The sequence below is a fragment of the Flavonifractor hominis genome, assembly GCF_040095835.1.
In the GTDB taxonomy this organism is placed as follows: Bacteria; Bacillota; Clostridia; order Oscillospirales; family Oscillospiraceae; genus Flavonifractor; species Flavonifractor hominis.
The window spans coordinates 664,049-689,097 of the sequence record NZ_JBBMFT010000001.1; the positions used below are offsets into that span (position 1 = coordinate 664,049).

A 25,049-nucleotide genomic window follows, 5' to 3' on the forward strand; every position below is an offset into this window, starting at 1 on the left:
TCCGAAGGCTCTCCGAGGGGTGAGCGTGTGCCGGTGGCACACACGCCTGCGAACCGACCGAGCCAGCAGGCGAGACCAAAGAGCCGCCTTTGAAAAGGCACTCTCTGCACACTCCCCTAAACTTTATCCGGTGTCAAAGTGTGACGATGGTGACAATGTTTTTCACAGCGTGCTGCTCTCAAAAACATTGACACCTTTGACACCGTTTGTCACGCCGTCTGCTCGGTTTCTTTCCAAAGTGAAACCTTTCTTCCGTCGTGTGTGCGGCTGTTCTGATAACGGATACCGTAATCACGAAACAGCCTGCTTGCGTTGATACTGAGCCTTAAAGAAAGTACATTCGGCTTTATATCCACCGCAAGCCTTTCGCAAAGTTCCGAAGCAGTTCCTTCCCATCTGTCACTTTCCGAAAAGAGCGTATCCGCTATCTTCTCAAGCAGAGGTTCGGGCGGTTCTTTCCACATCTCCGTTTCCGATTTTGCAAAGTTCCACACCAATCGCTCGCTGTCCCTTACAAGATGGATTTTCATATCCTGCTGGTCTCTGCCAGCAACATCAAGTGTGGCATTGTTGGAAGTACGCTTGTCCTTACTGAGAACAAATGCACCGTCTGCCGCACCCATCAGACCATTCGTGCCTGAAATCATATCGAATATATCTTCCGATTTTTGTTTGCGTGTATGATGAACAATAAGCATTGAAACCTTGTAACTGTCTGCCAACGCTTTCAGCCTTGCCACAACATCATAATCACTTGCGTAGCTGTAATCTGCTCCGCCTGCTTCACGCACACGCTTTAAGGTGTCTATGATAATCAAGCCTGTGTCTGGGTGTTCCCTCATAAACCCTCTTATCTGTTCTTCCAGTCCGCCATTGACCGTTTTACATTCCGTTGCGAAATACAGATTGCCTGTCTCCTTTGCACCGAACATCTGAAACAATCGCTTCTGCAAACGTGGGTAATCATCTTCAAGGGCAAAATAAAGCACCGTTGCCTTACGCACCTTATACTCCCAAAGCGGTGTGCCTGTGCTGATATGATAGGCAAGCTGTGCCATCATAAAGCTCTTTCCCACTTTCGGGGAACCTACGAAAAGGTAAGTTCCCCTTTGGAGCAGACCGTCGATAAGTGGTGTCTGAACCTCAAACACCGTATCATACAGCGTTGTCATTGATACTGTTTTCAGATAGGAAGGGTCTAACTGTCTGAGTATTTCCCTTTGCATTTCTTCAAAAGATTGCTCGTACCCCTTGAAATCCGTATCCTGATTGACTATACTATTGTCAGTACATTTGGAAAGTGACTGTTCCGCATCTGTTGCCGCAGATACATTTGGAATAGTCATTTCTTTTTTATTCTCCATTCGCATCCTCTCCTTTCAAACCGCCGAGAATAATGGAAATCAGTTCTATTACACTCAGCAGTTCATCATCCACACCTTTTCCTGCTTCAATCCTTTTCAGTTCCGCAAGGACTGTGGCAAATTCCGTTTTCAACGCCTTATACACTCTCGGATTGCCCTGTACCACCACATCCTGATTTAAGCAACGGCGGTAACAATACTCCTGTTTTGGCAATCCTGATAGAGCTACAGCTCTGTTAATGAGTTCGTTTTCTTCGGGCGATACTCGAAACCCTACTGTGATATTCCTCCAACGATTTTTGTTATCTCTGTTCTTAGCTGACATTTTCAAAATCTCCTTTCCCTAAATCATCTAATTTTTCTGCCATCTCAATCTGCTTTGACGGAAAGAGGTGTGCGTACTGATAAGTAATATCAATACTTTCGTGACCAACTCGGTCAGCAATCGCCACCGCAGAAAAGCCCATATCAATCAAGAGTGAAATGTGGCTGTGACGGAGATCGTGAATGCGGATACGCTTCACGCCTGCCGCCTTTGCCCCTCTGTCCATCTCGTGATGAAGATAGCTTTTCGTCACCGTAAAGATACGGTCTTTCTTCTTCAATCCGTAAAGCATACCGAGATATTCTTTCATTTCCTCACACAGAAACTTCGGCATTTTAATCGTGCGGTTGCTCTTTTTCGTTTTCGGAGAAGTAATCACATCCTGCCCTTTCAAACGCTGATAGGATTTATTGATTGTGACTGTTTCCTTATCAAAGTTGAAATCTGCCGGAGTCAAAGCTAACAGCTCGCCCTCTCGGATACCGCACCAGTAAAGCATTTCAAACGCATAAAAGGAAACAGGCTTGTCCATCATCTCAAAAGAGAATTTCTTGTATTCTTCCTTTGTCCAGAACAGCATTTCCTTGTGTTCCTCACGTCCCATATTTCCCACCTTTGCCGCAGGATTGGAACGCAGTTCATAGTAGCGGACAGCGTGATTGAAAATGGCGGACAACTGATTGTGCAGCGTTTTCAGATACGTCTGTGAATAAGGCTTTTTCTTCTCATCACGATAGGCAAGCATTTCATTCTGCCAAGTAATAATCTCCTTTGTGGAAATCTCGCTGATTTTCAGTTTCCCGAAATACGGAAGTATCTTTGTGCGTATGATATGCTCTTTGGTAAGCCACGTGTTTTCCTTCAAACGGTTCTTCACATCATTGATATAAAGCTCCGTAAAGGCTTCAAAACTCATATCAAGGTCTGAAGAAGTCTGCAATTTGAACATTCTTTCCCATTCCTGTGCTTCTCGTTTGGTAGCAAAGCCACGCTTGCATTTCTGCTTGCGTTCCCCTTTCCAGTTCACATACCTTGCCATCACATACCAAGTACCGTTATCTTCATTCTTAAATACCGGCATTTACATTTCCCCCTTTCCTGCTCCGTAGAGCCTTTCGTAAAAATACTGGCGATTTACACGCCCTGCAATCGTAATAAAGCCCTTTGCTTTCAATTCCTCATTTAATTGTCTGATGAGTTTATATGCATAAGGTTTTGATACGTTTAGTTCCTGAGCCACATCTTCGGCTCGGATAAATCTGTTTTCCATATCCTTTTTCTTCCTTTCTTAAAATAATTTTTTGCTTGCCGCTTTCTCCGTGTTAAAGTTCCAACAGGCACTCCTGCTTGTCGGCAGGCGCTGTGCTGTCCCAATGCACCGCAGTACATCAGGCGCTCGCTCGTATAGGGGTTCCCGAAAAGTCGGAGACTTTTGGGGAAGAGGAGGAGCAGTGCAGCGAATGAGCTTTTGTGCTTGCACACAAGCGAACGATACGGAACTTGCTCCGACGAGGTCTTGGCGGTTTGGCTTTTCGGACGGTCATTCAGTTGTCGCATTAAGCATATTTGTTTAATTCGTAATTTATTTTACTAAACATATTTGCTATTGTCAAGTGGTTGCAAAGAAAATATTAAACATTTTTGTTTCGGTTTTTCTTGACTTCCACTAAACATTTCTGCTATACTTATTTCACTAAATATAAAAGGAGCGTATCATTATGGCTATCAGCGAAAGAATACATTTTTTCAGACTAATGCGTGGTATGACACAAAAGTATCTCGGTACAGCAATCGGTTTTCCAGAAAAGAGTGCTGATGTGCGTTTGGCACAGTACGAAACTGGTACACGCAAACCGAAAGCAGACCTTACAAATGCATTGGCACAGGTGCTTGATGTTTCTCCACAGGCTCTTGATGTTCCTGACATAGACAGCTATATCGGTCTTATGCACACTCTGTTTACCCTTGAAGATATTTACGGTCTTACTGTCAGTGAAGCAGACGGAGAGGTATGCTTAAAGGTCAACAAGGACAAAGGCAGAGAAGCATATGAACTCCTCAAAATGCTGTATGCTTGGAAAGAACAGGCAGACAAGCTATCTTCCGAAGAAATCAACAGAGAAGAATACGATAACTGGCGTTACCATTATCCAGAGTTCGACACCACACAGCGTTGGGCAAAAGTTCCATCACAGGAATTAAGTGACGCTCTCGTGGAAGCATTCAAAGACCACTTGAAAGATAAATAAGCACCTACAGGACCTGCCACTGGCAGCTCCCTACAGATGCTTTGGCAACGACAAAAAAGCCCTTAACTATGGTTATTAACCACAGCTAAGGGCTTAGTTTATAATATGGAATTTGTTCAGAGCCAAGCTCCGAACTTTAGTCTGCAAGCCACCTGTTAATTGTTCCGTTACCCATAAACCACTGGATAACAAGAATAATGGCACTTGCTATGACTGTTATCAATTTGTTATCAAAAGACTAATCGAAATCGCTGAAACCCGCATAAACACTGGCTTTTTTAAGCAACTCGATTTATTCCCACTCGATGGTCGCCGGGGGCTTGGAGGTGATGTCGTAGACGATACGGTTGATTCCCTTGACCTCGTTGACGATACGGGTAGAGATGCGGTCCAACACATCATAGGGGATGCGGGCCCAGTCAGCGGTCATGAAGTCGCTGGTAGTCACTGCCCGGAGTGCCAAGGTGTAATCATAAGTCCGACCGTCGCCCATGACACCCACGCTGCGGGTGTTGGTGAGCACGGCGAAATACTGGTTGATGTTCTTGTCCTCGCCAGCGGCGGCGATCTCCTCCCGGTAGATGGCGTCGGCCTCCCGCAGGGTATCCAGCTTCTCCTTGGTCAGGTCACCGATGACGCGGATAGCCAGGCCAGGGCCCGGGAAGGGCTGGCGCATGACCAGGTACTCCGGCAGCCCCAGCTCACGGCCCAGTTGACGAACCTCATCCTTAAAGAGGAGCCGCAGGGGCTCAATGATCTCTTTAAAGTCCACGTAGTCAGGCAAGCCGCCTACATTGTGATGGCTTTTGATGACGGCAGCGTCCCCAGCGCCAGACTCGATGACATCGGGATAAATGGTGCCCTGCACCAGATAGTCCACCCGTCCGATCTTCTTGGCCTCTTCCTCAAAGACCCGAATAAACTCCTCGCCGATGATCTTACGCTTGCGCTCGGGCTCCGCCTCACCGGCCAACTTCAGCAGGAAGCGGGCCTCGGCGTCTACCCGGACAAAGTTGATGTCCCAGCGGGAGAAGGCCGCCTCCACCTCATCGCCTTCGTTCTTACGCATGAGGCCGTGATCCACGAAGACACAGGTAAGCTGACTGCCTACCGCTTCCGCCAGCAGAGCAGCCGCCACAGACGAGTCCACACCGCCGGACAGCGCCAGCAGGACCTTACCGTCCCCCACTTTTTCACGAATGGCCTGAATGGCGGTTTTCTTATAATCCCCCATCGACCAATCGCCCACAGCACCACATACCTCATAAAGGAAATTGCGGATCATATCCACACCGTGTTCCGTATGGTTGACCTCCGGATGATACTGCACACCATAAAACCCGCGCTGCTCATCCGCAATGGCCACGTTGGGGCAGGCATCGCTGTGAGCCACCAGTGCAAAACCAGTCGGCACCTTGGCCATGTAATCCCCATGGCTCATCCAGGAAATACCACGCTCCGGAAGGCCGCGGAAAATCTTACAGGAAGTGTCATAATATGTCTCTGTCTTTCCGTATTCCCGGGCAGTGTCCTCCTGGGCCTCGGTCACCTGTCCCCCCAGTGTATGGGCCATATACTGACAACCGTAGCAGATCCCCAACACCGGCACTCCCAGCGTAAAAATAGCCGGGTCGGCCTTGGGCGCTCCTTCTTCGTAAACGGAATTGGGACCCCCGGTAAAAATAAAGCCAATCGGCTCCATGGCCTTGAGCTGTTCCAGGGGCGTTGTATAGGGCTTTACCTCACAGTATACGCCGCACTCGCGCACACGACGGGCAATGAGCTGGTTATACTGGCCGCCAAAGTCCAGGACAACAACGGTCTGATGGGACATTCTCTATCCTTCTTTCTATCAGTCTGTGCCTTATGGCAACTGTTTATTTTATGGTTTAGAATACCACACTCCGACAAAAAGCGCAAGTCTTATCCAAAATGCGGCCGGACACACTGTGCCCGGCCGCATTTGCGTTCTACCAGGAAAAAAGTCCTCCGCTGTCCCGGCTGTCCATCAGTTCCAGTGCGGAACAGAGCATCTCAGCCGCATCTGCCCGAGTCAGTGTGGTCTGCAGGTCACCCTGAGCCTGCACCACGCCGCACGTAGCCAGATTTGCCGCCGACTGGGCCGCCCACGCAGGCACCTGTTCTTCGGCCTTCATTGCGTCCATAGAGACATCGGTTACCTGAAGTGCGCGATCCAGCAGCACCGCTGCTTCTGCCGCCGTAATGTTTTGGTCAGCCTGGAACACGATCTGACCGGTCGCATCCGGGCTGCCCTGAACCAGTCCCGCCTGCAGGGCGGAGGATACATAGGGCTTGGCCCAAGTCGGGATGGCGCTGTCGTCAAAGAATCCAGTGCGCTCCACATCTTCCAGCCGCTCCAGGCCCACAGCATTCATGGTCATGGCCACAAATTCACTGCGGCTCACCGGCGTGTCCGGTTGGAAAAAGTATTCTCCACCCATGCACTCACCTACAAAGATCTCCTCTTCTGCCAGACGGATGGCTGCCTTATGGGCCGGGTTCTGATCCATATCAGCATAGCTTACCTTGGTATCCGGCTTCGCAATGCGAATCTTCACCGTGGCCGGGTCAGAGGCATTGCCCACCGCATCCACCGCTACATAGGTGAAAGAGTCCTTACCTGTTTTGTTTTCATAAGGCGTATACACAAAACTGCTGCTGTTCTCTGACAGCGTAACCGCACCACGGGCCGGCTTATTGATAATGTGGTAGCTCAGCAGATCGCCCTCCGGATCCACTGCGGCAAACTCCGCTGTGATCGCCACATTCTTATAGGTGCTCAGCTCCAGATTCTCTGCCACCGGTGCGTTGTTCTCCTCACTGAGCAAATAGATCTGAGCCGTGGTCTCCTCCCCGCTGACGCCGCTGGAGAACACGGGAAGGAACGAAAATTCCGCCGTAGTAGCCGCAGATCCCTCCAGGGGCAGAAAACTCAGCCCATCCATGGCGCCGCTCTGCACCACATCACCCGCCTGCAGCGGCTGCCCGCCGAGGGTGAGCATCCCGGCCTGGGCGTCGGGAAGCCGGGTGATGGTAATGGATGACAGCGTATCCTCCCCGTCCTCCACAACGAAGTCCTCCGCCGAAAATACGACCGGCTGACCAGCCGGACCATTCTTGGTGACCTCCGCCACCGTGGGGACGGTATCCTCCTGATCCCACAGGAAAAAGGCGGATGCGGGCAGACTGCCAGCCGCCAGTACCGCCGCCAGCACCGAGGCAAACAGTGCCCGGCGCAGGAAGATGCGATGGTTCAAGTCTATGACCTCCTTGTTTGGTAATCGTCCATAGTCTTTACCAAAACAAGAAGAATATGCACCCGTCTCAGCAGGTCCCGGACCGGTCAGCCTGGATCAAAAGTTTGACCGCCTCAATCCCGACCTCCAGCGCAGCAGAAAGATCGTGGCTCTCCATCTGATCCAGTCCGGCCCGTTCCCGCTCCTGGTTCCAGATCACGTGGAAACAGGAACCGCAGCGCACCCCCAGCGCCGCTGCACAGCAAAACAGTGCCGCTGACTCCATCTCTGAGGCCAGTACGCCCAGACGCTTCCATGCCTCCCACTTATACAGCAGTTCTCTGCTCACCGGCATCCGTTCCGGGTCGTGCTGTCCATAAAAGGAATCTTTACACTGGACTACCCCCGCATGCCATGGTTTTCCCAACCTGCGGGCTGCCTCTACCAGTGCGTTCTGCACCTGAAAATCGGCCACGGCGGGAAATTCAATGGGTGCGTACTCCCGGCTGGTCCCCTCATGGCGGATGGCGCCGGTGGCAATCACCACATCATCACTTTTTACCGGTAAGGCAATGCCGCCGCAGGTGCCCACCCGGATAAACGTATCCGCACCGATGTTGTGCAGCTCCTCCATGGCAATAACCGCAGAAGGCCCGCCGATCCCCGTGGAACAGACGCTGACCTTTTCCCCCAGCAGTTCTCCCGTATAGACGTTGTATTCCCGATTGCTGTGGACATGTACCGGGTGGTCAAAATAGGCCGCAATTTTTTCGCACCGCCCCGGGTCTCCAGGCAGGAAACAGTAGCGCCCCACATCTCCTGGTCCACATTGGATATGAAACTGCAGCTCATGCTCATGCACAGCGCTTCACCTCACTTTTTTATAAGGTTAGTATAGCAATTCCACACTTCATTTGCAAGCTGTACAAATATCCATCCGTTTTTGTAACCTTTTGTTGTTGCATTTCCCCTGTCTTACCTTTAGAATAGGGGACTATGAAAGAATCGATTGTATTTTTCCCCGGAGAGGAGTGTGAGCCATGAAAAAGACTGTCTTGTGCTCCATGACCGCACTCGCATCCGGCCTTCTTCTTGGGCTGCTGCTGGGCACCGGCCTTTCCCCGGCCTTTCATCCTCCCGTCCAGGCCGCAGTTGTGGCCTCCCCTGTGCGCAACTCCACATTATCAGCCTCCGCACCTCCCACAGCGAGCCTGGATCCGGAAGATAATCCCCATCTGGTCGAACGGGCCGGTCAAATATTGGAGGCTTTGAAAGCAGAAGATTACGATACCCTTTCCACTTTTGTTCACCCTCTGTCCGGTGTATCGCTGACCCCATATTCCACAGTCTCCACGGATGGTGATCGCACCCTTACTCCTCAACAGGTCAGCCAGATCCCGGAGGATGATGCACTGTATGTCTGGGGGACAATGGACGGCAGCGGCACTCCCATCCGACTGACTATGGCGGATTATTTTGACCGGTATGTTTTCAATGCTGACTATACACAAGCGCCTCAAATCAGTATAGATAAAGTGCTCAGCTCAGGCAACGCATTGGAAAACGTGGATGCTGCCTATCCGGATGCCCGTTTTGTGGAGTACTACTATTCAGGACTGGACCCAGCTATGAATGGCTACGACTGGTGTTCGCTGAAAGTTGTGCTGCAGCCCTATGAAAATGAGTGGTACTTGATTGGACTCGTCCACAGTGAGTGGACCATCTGACATTCCGCATCAGAAAAGCCCCCGGTATATGCCGGGGGCTTTTTTATTCCATGTTTTTCCTCTTTGTTTTGTGTGCTGGAAATAATCTGCAAAAACCATCCGCTTTTTACAGAAAATCAGATCAAACACTTGCATGCTACCACAGTTTGAGTTAAGATATGCCATGCAACGTGTGTAGGACATACGATCGTGTCCTGAAAGGATGAGTAGAGTTTTGAAAATCATTATCGTGGGCGACGGAAAAGTGGGCTTCGCGTTGGCGGAGCACCTCTCCCAGGAAGAGCACGACGTCACGGTCATTGATACCAATGATGACGCGCTCAAGCGCGCCTCGGAAGCCCTGGATGTAATGTGCGTCAAGGGCAATGGCGCCTCCATCTCCGCTCTGCGGGAATCCGGTGTGGACTCCGCAGACATCATCATTGCCGCCACCAGTCTGGATGAGGTCAACATGATCTGCTGCCAGACCGCTAAGCGGCTGGGCGCCAAATTTGCCATCGCCCGTGTCCGTAACGTGGAATACGCCATGGAGTTGTCCATGCTCAAACATGAGTTGGGTATCGATCTGGTGATTAACCCCGAGCAGGCTACGGCTATCGAAATCGCCCGTCTGCTGCGTTTCCCCTCTGCCGCCAATCTGGAGACCTTTTGCCGCGGGCGTGTGGAGTTGATCAGCTTCCGGGTGCGGGAAGGCGACTTCCTGGCTGGGCAGCCTCTTTCCCAACAGACCGAGCTGCAGACACTGCCCATGCTGCTGTGCGCAGCCGAAACGGTTAAGGGTGAGGTGGTCATTCCGGACGGCTCGTTTGTCCCTCAGCCTGGCGACCGGCTTTATCTGATCGGAGAGCCCTCCGGTCTGACCGCCTTTTTCCGTCTGCTTGGCCGTCACACCCCCAAATGCCGTACGGTATTCCTGGTCGGCGGCGGCCGTATTGCCCATTATCTGGCCGTAATGCTGGAAAAGCAGGGGATTCACGTAAAGATCATTGAGCGCAATCTGGATCGTTGCCGTCATTTGAGTGAGATGCTCCCCCATGCTATGGTGATCTGCGGCGATGGCACCGACCAGGAACTGCTGGAGCAGGAGAACGTCACAGCGTCCGATGCGTTTGTGGCCCTGACCGACCGTGACGAAGATAACCTTATTATTTCCCTGTTTGCCATGCAGCAGGGCATTTCCAAGGTCATTGCCAAATCCAACCGTCAGAATTATGCCGGCATTGCCCACGCTGCCGGTCTGGACAGCGTTATTTCACCCAAACTGCTTACTGCTGGCCAGATTCTTCAGGTGGTACGCGGTATGCAGAATTCCAAGGGCAGCGTTATGAACGCCCTCTATAAGATCGCTGACGGACATGCCGAAGCCATGGAATTCATGGTCAATGAGACTACCCGCTACCGCGATGTTCCCCTGCGGGATCTGCGCCTGAAAAAGGGCATTCTGATCGCTGTTCTGGTCCATCAGGGCCGTATCGTCATTCCGGACGGCTCCTCCGTGATCTCCGCTGGCGACACCGTCATCCTGATCTCCCGCAACCACGGCATTCTGGATATCAATGATATCTATGATGACTCTCTCCTGGATCTGGGAGGCGGACAATGAATTATAAACTTGTCCTTCGTCTTGTTGGTAAGACCCTGTTGGTGGAAGCCTGTGCAATGCTCCTCCCCCTTCTGGTCTGTCTGATATACCGCGAAGATCCCTCTCCCTTCCTTATTACCATCCCCCTGCTGGTTGTGGTGGGCATTGTCCTTTCTCTCCTTAAGAGCAACGACCATTTCTTTCCCCGCGAGGGCTTTTTCGCGGTGGCACTGATTTGGTTGTTGGTGGCCGCTTTCGGTGCGCTTCCCTTTTATTTCAGCGGTTTTTTCAACTCTTACATCGATTGCTTCTTTGAGGCCGTTTCCGGCTTCACCACTACCGGTGCTTCCATTCTGACCGAGGTAGAACCGCTGCCCAAGGGTATTCTCTTCTGGCGCTCGTTCATGCACTGGCTGGGCGGCATGGGTGTACTGATCCTTACCATCGCTCTGCTTCCCAGTCTGGGTGCGCGTACCCTTCACCTGATGAAAGCGGAGAGTCCCGGTCCCGTGGTCAGCAAGCTGGTGCCAAAGACCCGGCAGTCTTCCATGATCCTCTATGGCATCTACTGTGTCATGACCCTTATCGAGGTCATCTGCCTGCGCATGGCCGGTATGCCCTGGTACGACAGTATAGTCAATTCCTTCGCTACCGCCGGTACCGGCGGCTTCGCGGTCAAAAACGTCTCCATTGCCGCCTATGGCAGTCCGGCCATCGAGATTATTATCACCGTGTTCATGCTCCTCTTCTCGGTGAATTTCAGCCTCTACTTCCTGCTGCTGTGCGGTAAGGTCAAGCAGGCGCTGAGCAGCGATGAGCTGCGCTTCTTCCTCATCGTTGTATTCGGCAGTATCGTTCTGATTTCTATCAATATTTGGGATATGTATCCCCACGATGGCAGCGCCATTCGGCACGCTGCGTTCCAAGTGGGTACCATTATCTCCACTACCGGCTTTGCCAGCACGGACTTCAACCTCTGGCCGGAGTTTTCCCGCGTCCTTTTGATTTTACTTATGTTTGTGGGCGCCTGCGCCGGATCTACCGGCGGCGGCATCAAATGCTCCCGTATTCTGCTGTTGCTGCGCGCTATCCGGCGTGAGATTCGTCAGGTCATCCATCCCCGTTCGGTCAATGTAGTCAAACTGGACGGCCGTGTGGTGGAGGAGGATACCCTCCGTTCGGTGTACATTTTCTTTGCCGCCTACCTGTTCATCACTTTGGGCGCCACTTTGTTGATTTCAGTTGATAACAACTCCTTTGGCACTACCTTTACCGCAGTGGTGGCCTGTATCGGCAACATTGGCCCCGGTTTGGAAGCCGTTGGTCCTATGGGGAACTTCTCTTTCTTCTCTGATTTCTCCAAGCTGATCCTGTCTCTGTGCATGATCATCGGCCGTCTGGAGGTCCTGCCGGTGCTGGTTCTCTTCAGCGGAAGCGCCTGGAAGCGTTCCTAACTCACCGTCTCCGTCTTTGTAGAAAGCGTCAAATCTTTTGATTTGACGCTTTCTTTTTTTAAATACTCTTGCCAAACAGGCATAACATGGAGTAAGATAATATTGTTCTTTGAAAGCGGAAAGCATTGCAACGCAAGGCTTTCCAGAAAAAAAGGAGTTGAACACACTCATGGAAAACCTGTTTTGGCTCGGTTTAGCAGGCGCAATTATCGCTTTAGCTTTCGCTTATCTACAGGCAAAAAAGGTGTTGCGCTTCTCAGAGGGCACTGAACTGATGCAAAAAATCGCTTCTTCCATTCGTAAAGGCGCAAATGCATACCTTAAGCGTCAATATAGCACCGTTGCAAAGATCTTTATTATTGTCTTCGTAATTTTGCTCCTTTTGGCCTTTTCCAACATGCTGGACAACTGGTTTATCCCCTTCGCCTTCCTCACCGGCGGCATCTGGTCGGGGCTTGCCGGGTTCGTGGGCATGAAGATCGCTACTTCCGCCAACGCCCGGACAGCCAATGCCGCTCACGAGAGTCTGAACCGCGGGTTGAACGTAGCCTTCTCCTCCGGCGCAGTTATGGGCTTCACCGTGGTTGGGCTTGGCCTGCTGGATGTATCCATCTGGTTCCACATTTTGAAGTACGTTGCCCACTTTGAGGGGGCTCAAATCGCCCAGACTATGGTCATGTTTGGCATGGGCGCCTCCTTTATGGCCCTGTTCGGCCGCGTAGGTGGAGGCATCTTTACCAAGGCCGCCGATGTAGGCGCCGACCTGGTGGGCAAGGTGGAGGCCGGCATCCCTGAGGACGACCCCCGCAACCCCGCTACCATCGCCGATAACGTAGGCGACAACGTGGGCGACGTGGCCGGTATGGGCGCTGACCTCTATGAGTCCTACGTGGGTTCCATTCTGGCCACCTTCGCTCTGGGCGCCGCCGCCTATTCCGCCGAGGGTCTGACCTGGAACGCCATGCTGCTGCCGGTGCTCATCGCCGTGGTGGGCGTGGTCTGCTCCATCCTGGGCTCCTTCCTCATCCGTACCAAAGAGGACGCCACCCAGAAATCTCTGCTGGCCACCCTGCGCAAAGGCACCTATACCGCTGCTATCCTAGCCGCGGTGGCCGCCGCCCCTCTGACCTACTTTGTGCTGGGCGCGGAGAATATGGGCGTCTACGCCGCTATCCTGGCGGGTTTGATCGCCGGATGCGCCATCGGCTACTTCACGGAATACTACACCTCCGATACTTATAAGCCCACCCAGAAGCTGGCCGACTCCACCGAGACCGGTGCGGCCACCACCATCATCGGCGGTATTTCCCTGGGCATGATGTCCACCGCCGCCCCTATCGTCATCATCGGCATCGCCATCATCGTCTCTTTCCTGGCTGCCGGCGGTTCCCTGACCACCGGCGGCGCCGACTATGATCTGCTCTTCTCCAAGGGCCTGTACGGCATCGGCATCGCCGCCGTTGGCATGCTCTCCACCCTGGGCATCACGCTGGCCACTGACGCTTACGGTCCCGTGGCGGACAACGCCGGCGGCATCGCCGAAATGAGCGGCCTGGGCGAGGAAGTCCGCAACCGCACCGATGCACTGGACTCCCTGGGCAATACCACCGCCGCCACCGGCAAGGGCTTCGCCATCGGTTCGGCTGCCCTTACCGCCCTGGCCCTGCTGGTCTCTTATGTGGATGTGGTCAAGGGACGGCTGGAGCACCTGGATCTGTCCATCACCAATCCCGCCGTGCTGGTGGGCCTGTTTGTGGGCGCTATGCTTACCTTCATTTTTGCGGCTCTCACTATGAGCGGCGTACAGCGTGCGGCCCAGTCCATCGTAGTGGAGGTCCGCCGCCAGTTCCGCGAGATCTCCGGCATTATGGAGGGGAAAGTAGACCCCGACTACGCCTCCTGCGTGGACCTGTGCACCAAGGGTGCCCTGCATGAGATGGTCCTCCCCTCCCTGCTGGCCATCGTGGTCCCCGTGGTCACCGGCCTGATTCTGGGCGCGGAGGCCGTGGTGGGCCTGCTGGGCGGCGTGACCGTCACCGGCTTTGTGGTGGCTGTATTCATGTCCAACGCCGGCGGCGCCTGGGACAACGCCAAAAAGTACATCGAGGCCGGACATCACGGCGGCAAGGGCTCTGAATGTCACAAGGCCGCCGTCATCGGCGATACCGTAGGCGACCCCTTCAAGGACACCTCCGGCCCCTCCCTGAACATCCTGATCAAGCTGTGCTCCACCGTCTCCATCGTGTTCTCCGGCCTGATCACCACCATCCATCTGTTCTGAATATGCAGATACCGGCCTCATCTTCTGCGGATGGGGCCGGTATGTCTATGAGGAGTCTACGGTATGAAACGAACGCGTGCGCTCACGCTCACCCTGGCACTGCTGCTCCTGCTTCCGGCCTGCGGCGCACCGGTGGGCCCCAACGCTCTGGAGGCCGATCTCACCTACCTCTGCCAGGAAGGAAAGGGCCGGCTTACCGGCACCGAAGGCAATGACCTGGCCCGGGACTACATCGCCCAGCAGTTCCAGCACTCCGGGCTGAGCTACTGGGACGATGCGGATGACTACCGGGTTCCCTATATCCAGGAAGTGTTTGATTCGGCGACTCAGAACCAGATCCTCACCGCTACCTACTCCGACGGGACCACGCGGGAGTTCCAGTCCGGTGAGGACTTCTATCCCTATCTGGGCCGGACCGGCTTTTCCGGAGAGGTGACCGTTGACCCATCCGATCCGGCGCTGGCCGACCGGGTCCTGCTTACATCCAGCTTTGTGCAGACCGAAGAGCTTCCTCTGGCCACCGTCCTCTGTCAGGAACTGGTGACGGCCAACCCCAGTCTGGGCGCGTCCACTCCCCAGCTCAAGGTGGACCCCGCCCTCTATGAAGCTTTGGATGGCTGCACACACCTGTCCCTCTCGCGCGGTCTGACCACCTACCGGGATTTGTTCCACAATGTGATTGGGGTCCTGCCGGGGAACGACCGAAGTCAGGCCATCCTGCTCACGGCTCATTTCGACCACGTGGGCTCTTATGGGGACACCGTGTATACCGGAGCCGTGGATAATGCCGCCGGAGTCGCCGCTCTGCTGGAGCTGGTGCGCCTGCTCTCCGGCGATGAGAATCCCCCGCCGGTGGATGTGGTATTCTGCGCCTTCAACGGGGAGGACAACGGTCTGCGGGGCAGCGCCGCCCTGGTGGAAGCCGGACTCCCCTATGACCAATACAATGTCATCAACCTGGACACCATCGGCTGGGCGGGCACCCAGGTAGTAAGCCTGTCGGACAACTGCACCCCCCTGGCGGAGGCCGTCCAGGATCAGTTGGAGAAGGCCGGGCTGACGACCGAGATCGCCCCCTCCGGCAACAGCGATCACAATACCTTTTATCAGCAAGGCATCCCTGCCGTCAATGTAGGCGCCGCCGAGACCGGGGAGGACGGATCCTCGCTGGGCGAGCTGCTCCACAGCCCCGCCGACACCCCCGACCAGGTGGATCTGGAGAAGGTGGCTGCCGTAGCCGCCGCTCTGGCGGACTATGTCCGAACAGGTGAGCTTGTTCCAGTCACGCAAAGCAGTGCAGGCAGCGGTGAGGACGCTCAGGCTCTCCTCTGGTCCCAGGCCGAGGCCCGGGCCCAGGAGCTGGCCGACACACTGGATCTTGCCCGGGACGAGGCGGTATGCTTCCAGACTGGTGAGGCCTGCTTTGTTGCCCGTGACGTCAGCCCTCTGGTTGGGCTGGAGGAAGTGGCAGCCTACGATCCGGCCATCTGCCTGCCGGAACAATTGGGTGCATATACCTTTACAGCGTTGTTTTTCGGCGGCCCTTCCCCTTCTCCCGCGAGTGATCGATCCATGTCTCTCCTGCGTGTAGACTCTGCAGAGGGCCTGCCGCTGGAACAGCCTGTACCGCTGGAAGAAGTAACTGCTTTGCAAGTGTTTTCTCCAAATTCCTATGTTTGTTTGGAATATGAGGGCCCAGAGGGCCGCAGGCTACTCCTCACCCTCCATTCCCCGGAGGATGACCAGGCAACAGGCGGACGGGACAAGGAATATTATTACTATGAGCCGGCAGATGGCTTGGAGGGGGTCTGGAAGGGTTATCTCTCCCCGGAGGTCTACGGGGAAGAACGGGGCGGAGATCCCGCCGAGCTGCGAGTGGAAGGTCTTTCCTGTGTGATCACCCTGAGCTTTTACCACTGGGAGGGGGATGCCATGCGCAACGACATGGGAACCGAGTCTGACCTGAATGAGTTGGCCGTTCTGGTGGAGGCTCACCAGGAAGAATTGGCCGCTATCCAGCCCATCTGTTGGTAAAAAAATTCCCCGGCGTCTAAGACGCCGGGGAATTTTGTTTACATACGTGTCTTCCGCAGCAGGAAGGTGATGGCAAACCAGATCGCCAGATAGAGCGTAATGGAGGCGCCGGCCGAAGAGCCGATGTAGTAGGACGTCATAAGACCTGCGACCCCAGCCACGATAGCTCCAAGCAGGGAAATCAGATGATATTGCCGCATATTTCTGGCCAAATTGCGGGCCGATGCCGCCGGCAGCACCAGCAGAGAGTTGATCACCAACAGGCCCACCCAGGTCATAGATACGGTGACCACCACGGCGATGGCCACAGTGAAGACCGCCTCCTGCCAGAAGACTTTGACCCCCCGGCTGTCAGCCAGAGCGGGATGGATGGAAGCGAGCATCAGCTGGTTAAACGCACACACCCAAAGCACCACCACCACCAGCAGAATGGCGGCCAGCAGCGCGATCTTTCCCGGTTCCACGCTGAGAATATCGCCGATGAGCAGGCTGTTGAATTTGGTAAAGCTACCGCCATCCAGCGTGGCGATAAAAATGCCCAAGGCCACAGCAGTGGAAGAAAACACGCCGATTACCGTGTCGCTGGCCATATTGGACCTGTGGCGCACGTAAGTGAACAGCAGGGCAAAGGCCGCCGCCAGCAGAACCGCGCACCACATAGGGTCGGCAAAGCCGCACAAAGTGCCGATGGCGATGCCGGTAAAGGCGGAGTGACCCAGCGCGTCAGAGAAAAAGCTCATCCGGTTGGTCACCACCATGGTGGACAAAAGGCCGAACAGCGGCGAAATCACCAGCACCGCCAGCAGGGCGTTCTTCATGAAATACATGGCGCCGGGTGCGGCCCACTCAAAGGGCAGCAGACCCACCAGAGAATACCACAGCTGCATCAGTTTCGTCCCCCCTTCCCCAAATCCAGGTGGAAGACCGCCTGGAATTCCGGCGAGGAGAGTACCTCATCCGGCGGCCCCACCCGCAGCACTTCACTCTTAAGCAGGATGACCTTGTCCGCGTACTGGGGCAGGGTTGCAAAATCGTGGGTGGACAAAAGGATAGACAAATCGTAGCTGGTCCGGATCTCATCCAGCATGTCCAGCAGCTGCCGTTCCCCGTCGATATCCACACCGGAAAGGGGCTCGTCCAGCACCAGGATGTGGGGCAGCGGCTCCAGCGCCAGGGCCAGCAGCACCCGCTGCAGCTCGCCGCCGGACAGAGCTCCCATCCGCCGGTCCATCAGGCCCTCACCGTGCACCCGGGCCAGGCAGGCCCGCACCCGCTCCCGCAGGCGCTTGGGTGAGGGCAAAAACACCGGCCAGTCAGAGATGGCGGCGGAGAAAAAGTCAAATACACTCACCGGGTCCCCCCGGTCAAAGGTGGGGGACTGGGGCACGTACCCAATGAGCGGCCGGGTTTTGTCGCCCCCGGCCCGCTGGAATTCTATGGTTCCGGAGTGGGGCACCTGCCCCAGAATGGTGCGGAACAGAGAGCTCTTCCCCGCCCCGTTGGGCCCAATCAGGGCCACGATCTCTCCGCAGTGCAGGTGAAAGGAGACGTTCTTCAACACCTCTTCCCCGCCGAAGTTGACACCCAGGCCACTGACCTTCAGGCAACAGGTCCCGGCACAGCCCGGGCCGGTACTCCCATGTTTGTGTACGCTCATCCCAACGCCTCCACGATGGTGTCCATGTTCTTCTGCATGGCATCAATATAGGGCTGGATACCGGTACCGTCGCCGCTCATGATCATATCCAGCTGATAAACTTCACAGCCAGTCTCCCGAGAAATGGCCTGGGCGGTAGCGTCCGAGCCGTTGACCTCAGTGAAAATAGCCGGAATATCATACTTCCTGATGAGAGAGACGATCTCCTGGATCTCAGCAGCAGAGGCCTCCGAACCCTCCTCTTCCTCAATCGCCTTTAAGAGCGTAAGGCCATTGTCCTGGGCAAAGTATTGGAATCCGTCGTGAAACGTGATGAGATAGGGACAGGTCAGTTCTGCCAGCCGGGGATCATCGCCCGGGAGCAACGCTGTGGCAGCGGTACCGTTTTCGGTATACCGCTCCAGATTGCCTTCATCCACTTCCCCCAGGCCGTGAACAATATTGTTCATCATCACAGCGGCCGACTCCTCATTCATCCAGATATGGGGATCGTATTCCGTATCGTGGTCATGGCCCTCATGCCCCAGGGCGGGCAGCAGTTCGATGCCCTCGGAACAGTCGATTACCGGCGCCTCGGAAGCCGCCAGGGCATCGTCCATAAAGTCCTCCAGCCCAGCGCCATTCATCACGATCACGTCCGCACCCTCGATGGCCTTCATGTCATTGACCGTAAGGGTATAGTCGTGGAGGCAGGAGGTCTGCTGGTTCACGAGCAAACTGACCTCCACGCTATCCACTCCCTCGGTCACCGCTGTGGTGAACAGGTATACCGGGTAGGTGGTAGCCAGGATGTGCAGCTTACCGTCGTCCTCAGGCTGGGAGGCAGCGGGAGCGGAACAGGCCGAGAGCAGGAGGCCCAGGGTACAGGCCGCCGCGAGCAATTTTTTCATAGAGATCCCCTTGTCTAAACAAAAAATACGATATGCTGGGCAATTCCTACCCAGCATATCGTATTATACCGCACTTTTTCCATTCTGTAAAACAATTCTTTACCACCGGCCCAGAAGAAACTGCGCCATCAGGTGGAGCGGTAAAAATCCGGCAGCGTAGCTGGCCAGATTGGCGCACACCGCGTACCCAACCCGGCGGATGGCCTTCTGGTCCCGCAGCAGCAGGCCATAGGCAATCGCCTCCGCCACCAAAATCAGAGCCTCCACCGGCAGTAACAGCAGGTAGTAGAGGGAATGGGCCCCCACTGCCAGGATAGACGAGCCCAGCAGAATATGGAGGACCGCCTGGGTCGCCAGATTGACCACCAGAAACACCACTACACTCCGCCGGCTACGGAATCCGAACAGCCACAGGAGAACTCCCTCCACCACCAAAGTTGGGATCAGGGTGGAAAGAAACTGTGTGAGATAGTACCCCACCGTAGAGGTGGAGCGGGTGATGGTATTGGTGGCGTAGTCATATACCAGCTCGGTATGGAACACCGTCCTGGTAAAGGGCTCCGCCGTGGCCTGGGCGCCGTCGGCAGAAGATACCGCAATGCGGAAGGTCTCCGGAAGGCCAAAATAGGAGAAGGTATGGGTGCCATCCTCCCCTGGCAGCAGGTCTCCAAACAGCGGCGGGTTGGTGCCGTGTACCAGGGCGGGATACCAGCCCTCCCCCTCCCAGCTGCGCAGCCCCTCCACCAGAGCTGGGTCATAGTCTCCCAGGTTCAGATTGGCAGAGCCGCTTTCATCCTGGTGGAGCAGGTCCAGGTAGTATATCCCATTCGGTGGGTTGACCACCGTGATGGTAAGGGACTCTTTGGGCCCCACATCGGCAGAGGCGGTCCCCCACAGCAGGACCAGACTGAGCAGAAGACAGGGAATGGCGCGGAGCAGACGCTTCATGGCAGATCCTCCTTCCTGTGTTTCTACCCGATACACACTTGAGAGGGAGCAATGATTGCGCAGAAGGGAACATTATTTTGCGTAGTAGTTGATCAGGCAGCCGGCCAGAACGATATCCCGCGCTCCCCACGGATCAAACTCCGTGGGGCCCTAAGGCGGATAAAATCTGCTGGGGCGAAGTAAATTCGCCCCGCATCAAGGTCCTAGGCCATAGGCCCAAAACGCTTGTACGCCGCAAGCGGCGGAGAAGAGCGGGATGTCTTACTTAGCGTAATAGTTGATGAGACACCCAGCCAGCACGATATCCCGCTCTTCCCGGGTCATGCCGGGCAGCTTCAGGGTGACGGTCTTTTCCACCCCGTTCTGGATGAGGGTGGCGGGAATCTCCTCGGCCCCGCTGTCCAGGGCAGAGCGCACGCCGGGGATATACAGCTTGTCACCAGGCTGGACGTTCCAATCCTTGACCCCCTCGGCGATGAAAGGCAGCATACCCCAGTTCACCACATTGGAGCGGTAGCGTTTGGTGGCATACTCAGCAGCCAGATTGGCCACGCCGCCCAGCACCCGCTGACAGGAGGCGGCCTGCTCCCGTGCAGAGCCGTCGCCGGGCTTGAGGGCCATCACCAGGGAGCCCAGACCGGTGTCCTTGCCGTCGTGGCCCATGAGGGCCTCCTTCACCGCAGGGGCGTCCGGATCGGTGCGGCGCAGCTTCTCCACCGCCAGCACCTCCTTGGCACGGGGAACGTACTGGGGATCCTTCCGGCTCAGAGCAAATTCGGAGAGCTTGATGGGGTTGGAGCGGTAGGAGGAGGTCTCACCGGAGGGAATCAGCTCGTCGGTGGTGGTAACGGGATCGTAGATGGCAGAGCAAACCGTAAGCAGCAGGTTCTCCGGCAGAGCCACCTGCTCAGGCCAGTCGGCAATGTTGGGCCCGAATACCAGTTCCTGGCTGGGGTCCGCCTTGCCCACGCCAAAATACACCCGTGCCTTATAGGGGGTATCATCGTAGGAGAAAGGCTCCACCGCGGGGTCCACAGGGGCGTCGGGCAGCTCGTCGGCACCGGTGAGCACACCGCCGTTGAGGGCGGTGGCAGCAATGGACCGGGCGTCCATCAGGGCCACGTAGGACACCTGCCCGTCGGAGGGCTTGGACCCCTCCCGGTTGGGGAAGTTGCGGGTGGAGTGGCGGATAGAGAAAGCCCCGTTGGCGGGCACATCCCCGGCGCCGAAGCAGGGACCGCAGAAGCAGGAGCGGATGGAGGCACCGGCAGCCATCAGGGAGGTGATGTAGCCCTTCCGGGTCAGCTCCAGATTGACGGGCTGGCTGGTGGGATAGACCGACAGCCAGAACTCGTCGGCGCCGATGGCGTGACCGTCCAGGATCTGGGCCGCCCGGACAATGTTCTGATAGGTGCCGCCGGAGCAGCCGGCGATGACGCCCTGGTCCACGTGGAACTGGCCGTCCACGATCTTCTCCAGCAGGGAGGCCGGCTTGTTCTTCAGCTTGAGCTGGTGCACGGTGTCCTCATCCACCTGGTGGAGCAGGTCCTCCATATTCTCCTTGAACTCCTGGATGGTGTAAGCGTTGGAGGGGTGGAACGGCAGGGCGATCATGGGCCGAATCTGGTCCAGTGCCACCTCGATAACCCCGTCATAGTAGGCCCCGTCGGCGGGTGCCTGGCGTTTGAACTCGTTCCCACGGCCCAGCACAGTCAGGTGGTCCTTCAGGGTATCGTCGGCAGGCCACACGGAGGACAGGCAGGTGGTCTCAGTGGTCATGACATCGATGCCGGAACGGTAGTCCATGGACAGGTTGGCCACACCCGGGCCAAAGAATTCCATGACCGCGTTCTTCACCGCGCCATCCTTAAAGGTGGAGCGGATCAGTTCCAGTGCCACGTCCTGAGGACCCACTCCGGGGATGGGTGCTCCGGTAAGGTAGATGGCAATGACCTTGGGATAGCTGATGTTGTAGGTCTTTTCCAACAGCTGGCGAGCCAGCTCAGGGCCGCCCTCACCGATGGCCATGGTGCCGTAAGCACCGTAACGGGTGTGGGAGTCGGAGCCCAGGATCATCTTGCCCGGGGCGGCGTACCGCTCCCGCATGTAGGAGTGGATGACGCTCTGGTGGGCGGGGACAAATTCACCGCCGTATTTCTTGGCCGCCGACAGGCCGAATACATGGTCGTCCTCGTTGATGGTGCCGCCCACGGCACACAGGGAGTTGTGGCAGTTGGTGAGCACATAGGGCAGTGGGAACTGCTTCATGCCGGAGGCACGGGCAGTCTGAATGATACCCACATAGGTGATGTCATGGGAGGCCATGGCATCAAACCGGATGGCCAGCTTGTCCATTCCCTCCGCCGTGTTGTGTGCCTCTAGAATGGCATAGGCCATGGTGCCCTTCTTTGCCTCTTCCGGGGCTGGCAAACCGGCCGCAGGGCCGTCCTCTACCGGAAGAAAGCGGCCGTTTTTATAATACACGCCATGACTGGTGACATGCAGCATGGAAATCCCCTCCATTGGTATGTGTTTCTTTTTTATGATAGCAACTTTTAGGGCAAAGTGCAAGGCATTTCCCTGTTTTTACAGTAGTGCACAAAAGCGCATCCATAATTTATGTTAACCTTTTTCCCCCGGTTTCCTTGACGGGTGATGCGGAATACGGTAGAATAGTGGCATATTTCACAGAGGAGTTCTGCCATGAAAAAAACCATCGCCTGTTTGCTTACAGTTGTACTTCTGGCTTTACTTTTGCCGGTCGGAGCGGTCAATACGCTCTCCGTCTACTTCTATGACGAGTCCAGCCAGCGTTACGGTGAACTGACCCAAACCGATCAGGTGACCCTAACGCTGGACGGCGCTCCACTGGTTCCGGAAGATGCTCCCGCCCTGGTGCAGTATCCCCAGCAAGATCAAAACGGCCGGACGCTGGTTCCGGTACGTCTCATCGCGGAGGCCTTGGGCATTTCGGTCACCTGGGTGCCGGAAACCCGCCAGGTCCTGTTGCTGCAAGAGGACAAGACCATCGTGTTGACCTTAGGTTCGGACACCGCGCTGGTGGATGGGCAGAGCGTACAGCTGCCCGACGGCGTTCCCGCGGGCGTGGTCAAATATGACGGACGGGAGAGCACCATGGTCCCCCTTCGTTTTGTCTCTGAACAGCTGGGTGCCACCGTGGAGTGGGACAACGATACCTTTACCGCTCAGATTACATCTCCTGGTTATACTGAGACTCCCGTACCAACCCCTACCCCTACCCCCACCCCCACGCCTTCTCCCACGCCGGTTGTCCCGGAAGAGGGGGACAATGGGTATGTCAGCGGCATCACCGTAGATGCTGAGGCCCATGTTGTTACCATTACCACCGACCATACACCGGTTTACCGGGTGCTGGATCTGGGAGACCGGGTAGCCATCGATCTGTTGGGCGCAGTACTCACCACCGGGGCTGACTCCGGGGAGATCACCACCCTGCCGGTGGACAGCGATTTGCTGGAAAGCGTGCGCTACTACCAGCACGGGGACGATCTGGGATACGGATATCCCCACACGCTGCGGGTAGTCCTGGACCTGAAGGACGGCATTACCTACGCGGGCAACGTCGCCATCTCCGCCGGTGCAAACAACGTGCGCGTTACCCTTATCCCGCCCGCAGAAACACCAACGGATCCCTCCACTCCCACCACCCCTACCAATCCCAATGCATACACCATCGCATTGGATGCCGGACACGGCGGCAGTAGCCCCGGCGCCGTCTACCCCGACGCCTCCGGACAGGACGTACTGGAAAAAGACCTGACCCTCGCCATCACCACCAAGCTGGAAACGATCCTGGTACAGCAGGGCTATAATGTGGTACTGACCCGCCCCGGCGATTCCACCGTGGACCTCTATACCCGGGCCGACATTGCCAATGCGGCCAACGCTGACCTGTTTGTCAGCATCCACATCAACGCCTCGGGTACCGTCCCCTCCTTCCAGGGGATCTACACCTACCATTACCCCTCCAGCACCCGCAGTATGAATTTCGCCACCGCTGTACAGCAGGCGGTGTGCGCCGCCACCGGCGGGATCGACCGTGGTATCTCCTCGGCCAACTTTGCCGTTCTGCGGGAGACCAACATGGCCGCCGTACTGGTGGAATGTGGATTCATGTCCAATCTGGAGGAGCTTTCCAGACTGCAGGATGACGCCTATCAGCAAAAGCTGGCCGAAGGCATCGCAACCGGCATCGCCAATTACCTCAGCACACTGTAAAAAACGCCTCCCCGGACCGCAACGGTCCGGGGAGGCTGTTTGTCTTTTTACAGATCCAGGCTCTGGATGACCTGCTGCAGGGTCTGGGCCGAGGCGGCCAGAGCGCGATGCTCCTCCTCCGCCAGCGGGATTTCCAGGGTGGTTTCTACCCCGTTGCGCCCCACGATAGCCGGCACACTCATGCACAGGTTCTCGATGCCGTACTGCCCCTGCACCAGGTTGGACACAGGCAGCACCGAATGCTCATCCCGCACAATGGCGTGGACGATGCGCTTGACCGCCATGGCCACGCCATAATAGGTCGCACCCTTGCGGCGGATGATCTCATAGGCACTGTCCCGAACCTCCCGGTGGAGCCACTCGTCCGCCTTGTCGTGGTCATAGAAGCCCCTCAGCTCGCAGAAGTGATCCAGCGGCACGCCGGAGACGTTGGCACCGCTCCATACCGCCAGCTCACTGTCGCCGTGCTCACCGATGATGACCGCATGCACGCTGCGGCTGTCCACCTGCAGCCGCTCCCCCAGAAGGTACTTCAGCCGGGCAGTGTCCAGCACCGTGCCGGAGCCCAGCACCCGGTTGGCCGGATAGCCCGAGAGTTTCCACGCCGCATAGGTCAGCACGTCTACCGGGTTGGAAACAATGAGCAAAATAGCGTTTGGATTGCGTCTGGCCACCTCAGGGATGATACTCTTAAAAATCTCCACGTTCTTGTGCACCAGGTCCAGCCGGGTCTCCCCCGGCTTCTGCCCCGCGCCGGCGGTAACGATGACCAGCGCACAATCGGCGATATCGTCGTAACTTCCCGCCCGGATGTCCATGGGATGAGCAAAGGGCAGCCCGTGGGACAGGTCCATGGCTTCCCCTTCCGCCCGCTGATGATTGGCGTCAATGAGCAGCAGTTCAGAAAACGTACCACTCTGCATCAGAGTAAAGGCAATGCTGGAGCCGACAAAGCCGCAGCCGATGATCGCTACTTTCTGGATGTTGTTCATAAACTCGTTCCTCCTTGGACCCAGTATGC

At 56.0% G+C, this 25,049-nt stretch carries 20 protein-coding genes; 7 read left to right on the plus strand and 13 right to left on the minus strand.

Annotation, left to right across the window (positions count from 1 at the left end; genetic code table 11):
- Positions 1 to 209 precede the first annotated feature (209 nt).
- From WMO45_RS03420 to WMO45_RS03435, 4 genes are read right to left on the minus strand one after another with little or no spacing between them, the layout of a single operon-like run.
- Positions 210 to 1,364, minus strand: a complete 1,155-nt coding sequence (locus tag WMO45_RS03420) for an AAA family ATPase (RefSeq protein WP_009247525.1) — start codon at positions 1,362 to 1,364, stop codon at positions 210 to 212.
- The gene (locus WMO45_RS03425; protein WP_009247526.1) at positions 1,354 to 1,689 is read right to left on the minus strand and encodes a plasmid mobilization protein; all 336 of its coding nucleotides are present in this window, start codon (positions 1,687 to 1,689) and stop codon (positions 1,354 to 1,356) included. The genes WMO45_RS03420 and WMO45_RS03425 overlap by 11 nt, the downstream gene beginning before the upstream one ends.
- Entirely contained in the window at positions 1,679 to 2,770 is a 1,092-nt protein-coding gene (locus WMO45_RS03430; protein WP_009247527.1) for a site-specific integrase, read from the minus strand. Before WMO45_RS03430 ends, WMO45_RS03425 begins: the two co-directional genes overlap by 11 nt.
- Complete coding sequence (locus WMO45_RS03435) at positions 2,771 to 2,959, minus strand: helix-turn-helix domain-containing protein (protein WP_009247528.1); 189 nt, start codon at positions 2,957 to 2,959, stop codon at positions 2,771 to 2,773.
- 448 nt (positions 2,960 to 3,407) lie between these two features.
- Here WMO45_RS03435 and WMO45_RS03440 point away from each other — a divergent pair, with 448 nt between their 5' ends.
- Entirely contained in the window at positions 3,408 to 3,938 is a 531-nt protein-coding gene (locus tag WMO45_RS03440) for a helix-turn-helix domain-containing protein (RefSeq protein WP_009247529.1), read from the plus strand.
- A gap of 292 nt (positions 3,939 to 4,230) precedes the next feature.
- On the opposite strand, the gene guaA is transcribed toward WMO45_RS03440, so the two are convergent.
- The 3 genes from guaA to udp form a co-directional block, all read right to left on the minus strand.
- Complete coding sequence (guaA, locus tag WMO45_RS03445; RefSeq protein WP_349139232.1) at positions 4,231 to 5,772, minus strand: glutamine-hydrolyzing GMP synthase; 1,542 nt, start codon at positions 5,770 to 5,772, stop codon at positions 4,231 to 4,233.
- Positions 5,773 to 5,908: 136 nt separating this feature from the next.
- Entirely contained in the window at positions 5,909 to 7,216 is a 1,308-nt protein-coding gene (locus WMO45_RS03450; protein ID WP_349139233.1) for an Ig-like domain-containing protein, read from the minus strand.
- Between the two features lie 67 nt (positions 7,217 to 7,283).
- Positions 7,284 to 8,057 carry a uridine phosphorylase gene (gene udp, locus WMO45_RS03455; protein WP_349139234.1) on the minus strand — a complete coding sequence of 258 codons (774 nt, stop codon included), beginning with the start codon at positions 8,055 to 8,057 and terminating at the stop codon, positions 7,284 to 7,286.
- A gap of 178 nt (positions 8,058 to 8,235) precedes the next feature.
- Here udp and WMO45_RS03460 point away from each other — a divergent pair, with 178 nt between their 5' ends.
- The 5 genes from WMO45_RS03460 (at position 8,236) to WMO45_RS03480 (ending at position 16,273) form a co-directional block, all read left to right on the plus strand.
- Positions 8,236 to 8,922 carry a hypothetical protein gene (locus WMO45_RS03460; RefSeq protein ID WP_349139235.1) on the plus strand — a complete coding sequence of 229 codons (687 nt, stop codon included), beginning with the start codon at positions 8,236 to 8,238 and terminating at the stop codon, positions 8,920 to 8,922.
- Between the two features lie 214 nt (positions 8,923 to 9,136).
- On the plus strand, positions 9,137 to 10,525 hold the full coding sequence (gene trkA / locus WMO45_RS03465) for a Trk system potassium transporter TrkA (protein ID WP_349139236.1): 1,389 nt from the start codon (positions 9,137 to 9,139) through the stop codon (positions 10,523 to 10,525).
- Positions 10,522 to 11,958: a TrkH family potassium uptake protein gene (locus tag WMO45_RS03470; protein ID WP_349139237.1), complete on the plus strand. Its 1,437-nt coding sequence runs from the start codon at positions 10,522 to 10,524 to the stop codon at positions 11,956 to 11,958. The genes trkA and WMO45_RS03470 overlap by 4 nt, the downstream gene beginning before the upstream one ends.
- Before the next feature lie 169 nt (positions 11,959 to 12,127).
- Positions 12,128 to 14,239 (plus strand): sodium-translocating pyrophosphatase, encoded by a 2,112-nt coding sequence (locus WMO45_RS03475; RefSeq protein ID WP_349139238.1) that lies wholly within the window; start codon positions 12,128 to 12,130, stop codon positions 14,237 to 14,239.
- A 63-nt stretch (positions 14,240 to 14,302) separates the two neighbouring features.
- Positions 14,303 to 16,273, plus strand: a complete 1,971-nt coding sequence (locus tag WMO45_RS03480) for a M28 family metallopeptidase (protein WP_349139239.1) — start codon at positions 14,303 to 14,305, stop codon at positions 16,271 to 16,273.
- A 38-nt stretch (positions 16,274 to 16,311) separates the two neighbouring features.
- Here WMO45_RS03480 and WMO45_RS03485 read toward each other — a convergent pair whose 3' ends face one another.
- From WMO45_RS03485 to WMO45_RS03505, 5 genes are all read right to left on the minus strand, one after another.
- On the minus strand, positions 16,312 to 17,160 hold the full coding sequence (locus WMO45_RS03485; protein ID WP_349139240.1) for a metal ABC transporter permease: 849 nt from the start codon (positions 17,158 to 17,160) through the stop codon (positions 16,312 to 16,314).
- On the minus strand, positions 17,160 to 17,930 hold the full coding sequence (locus WMO45_RS03490; RefSeq protein WP_349139241.1) for a metal ABC transporter ATP-binding protein: 771 nt from the start codon (positions 17,928 to 17,930) through the stop codon (positions 17,160 to 17,162). The genes WMO45_RS03485 and WMO45_RS03490 overlap by 1 nt, the downstream gene beginning before the upstream one ends.
- Complete coding sequence (locus WMO45_RS03495; RefSeq protein WP_349139242.1) at positions 17,927 to 18,820, minus strand: metal ABC transporter substrate-binding protein; 894 nt, start codon at positions 18,818 to 18,820, stop codon at positions 17,927 to 17,929. Before WMO45_RS03495 ends, WMO45_RS03490 begins: the two co-directional genes overlap by 4 nt.
- A 99-nt stretch (positions 18,821 to 18,919) precedes the next feature.
- Entirely contained in the window at positions 18,920 to 19,768 is an 849-nt protein-coding gene (locus WMO45_RS03500) for a hypothetical protein (protein WP_349139243.1), read from the minus strand.
- A 261-nt stretch (positions 19,769 to 20,029) separates the two neighbouring features.
- Complete coding sequence (locus WMO45_RS03505; RefSeq protein WP_349139244.1) at positions 20,030 to 22,276, minus strand: hydratase; 2,247 nt, start codon at positions 22,274 to 22,276, stop codon at positions 20,030 to 20,032.
- Between the two features lie 195 nt (positions 22,277 to 22,471).
- Between WMO45_RS03505 and WMO45_RS03510 the strand changes: the two genes are divergently transcribed.
- Entirely contained in the window at positions 22,472 to 24,028 is a 1,557-nt protein-coding gene (locus tag WMO45_RS03510) for an N-acetylmuramoyl-L-alanine amidase family protein (RefSeq protein WP_349139245.1), read from the plus strand.
- Positions 24,029 to 24,075: 47 nt separating this feature from the next.
- On the opposite strand, the gene WMO45_RS03515 is transcribed toward WMO45_RS03510, so the two are convergent.
- A complete protein-coding gene (locus tag WMO45_RS03515) occupies positions 24,076 to 25,020 on the minus strand; it encodes an L-lactate dehydrogenase (RefSeq protein WP_349139246.1) in 945 nt (314 codons plus the stop codon).
- Positions 25,021 to 25,049 lie beyond the last annotated feature (29 nt).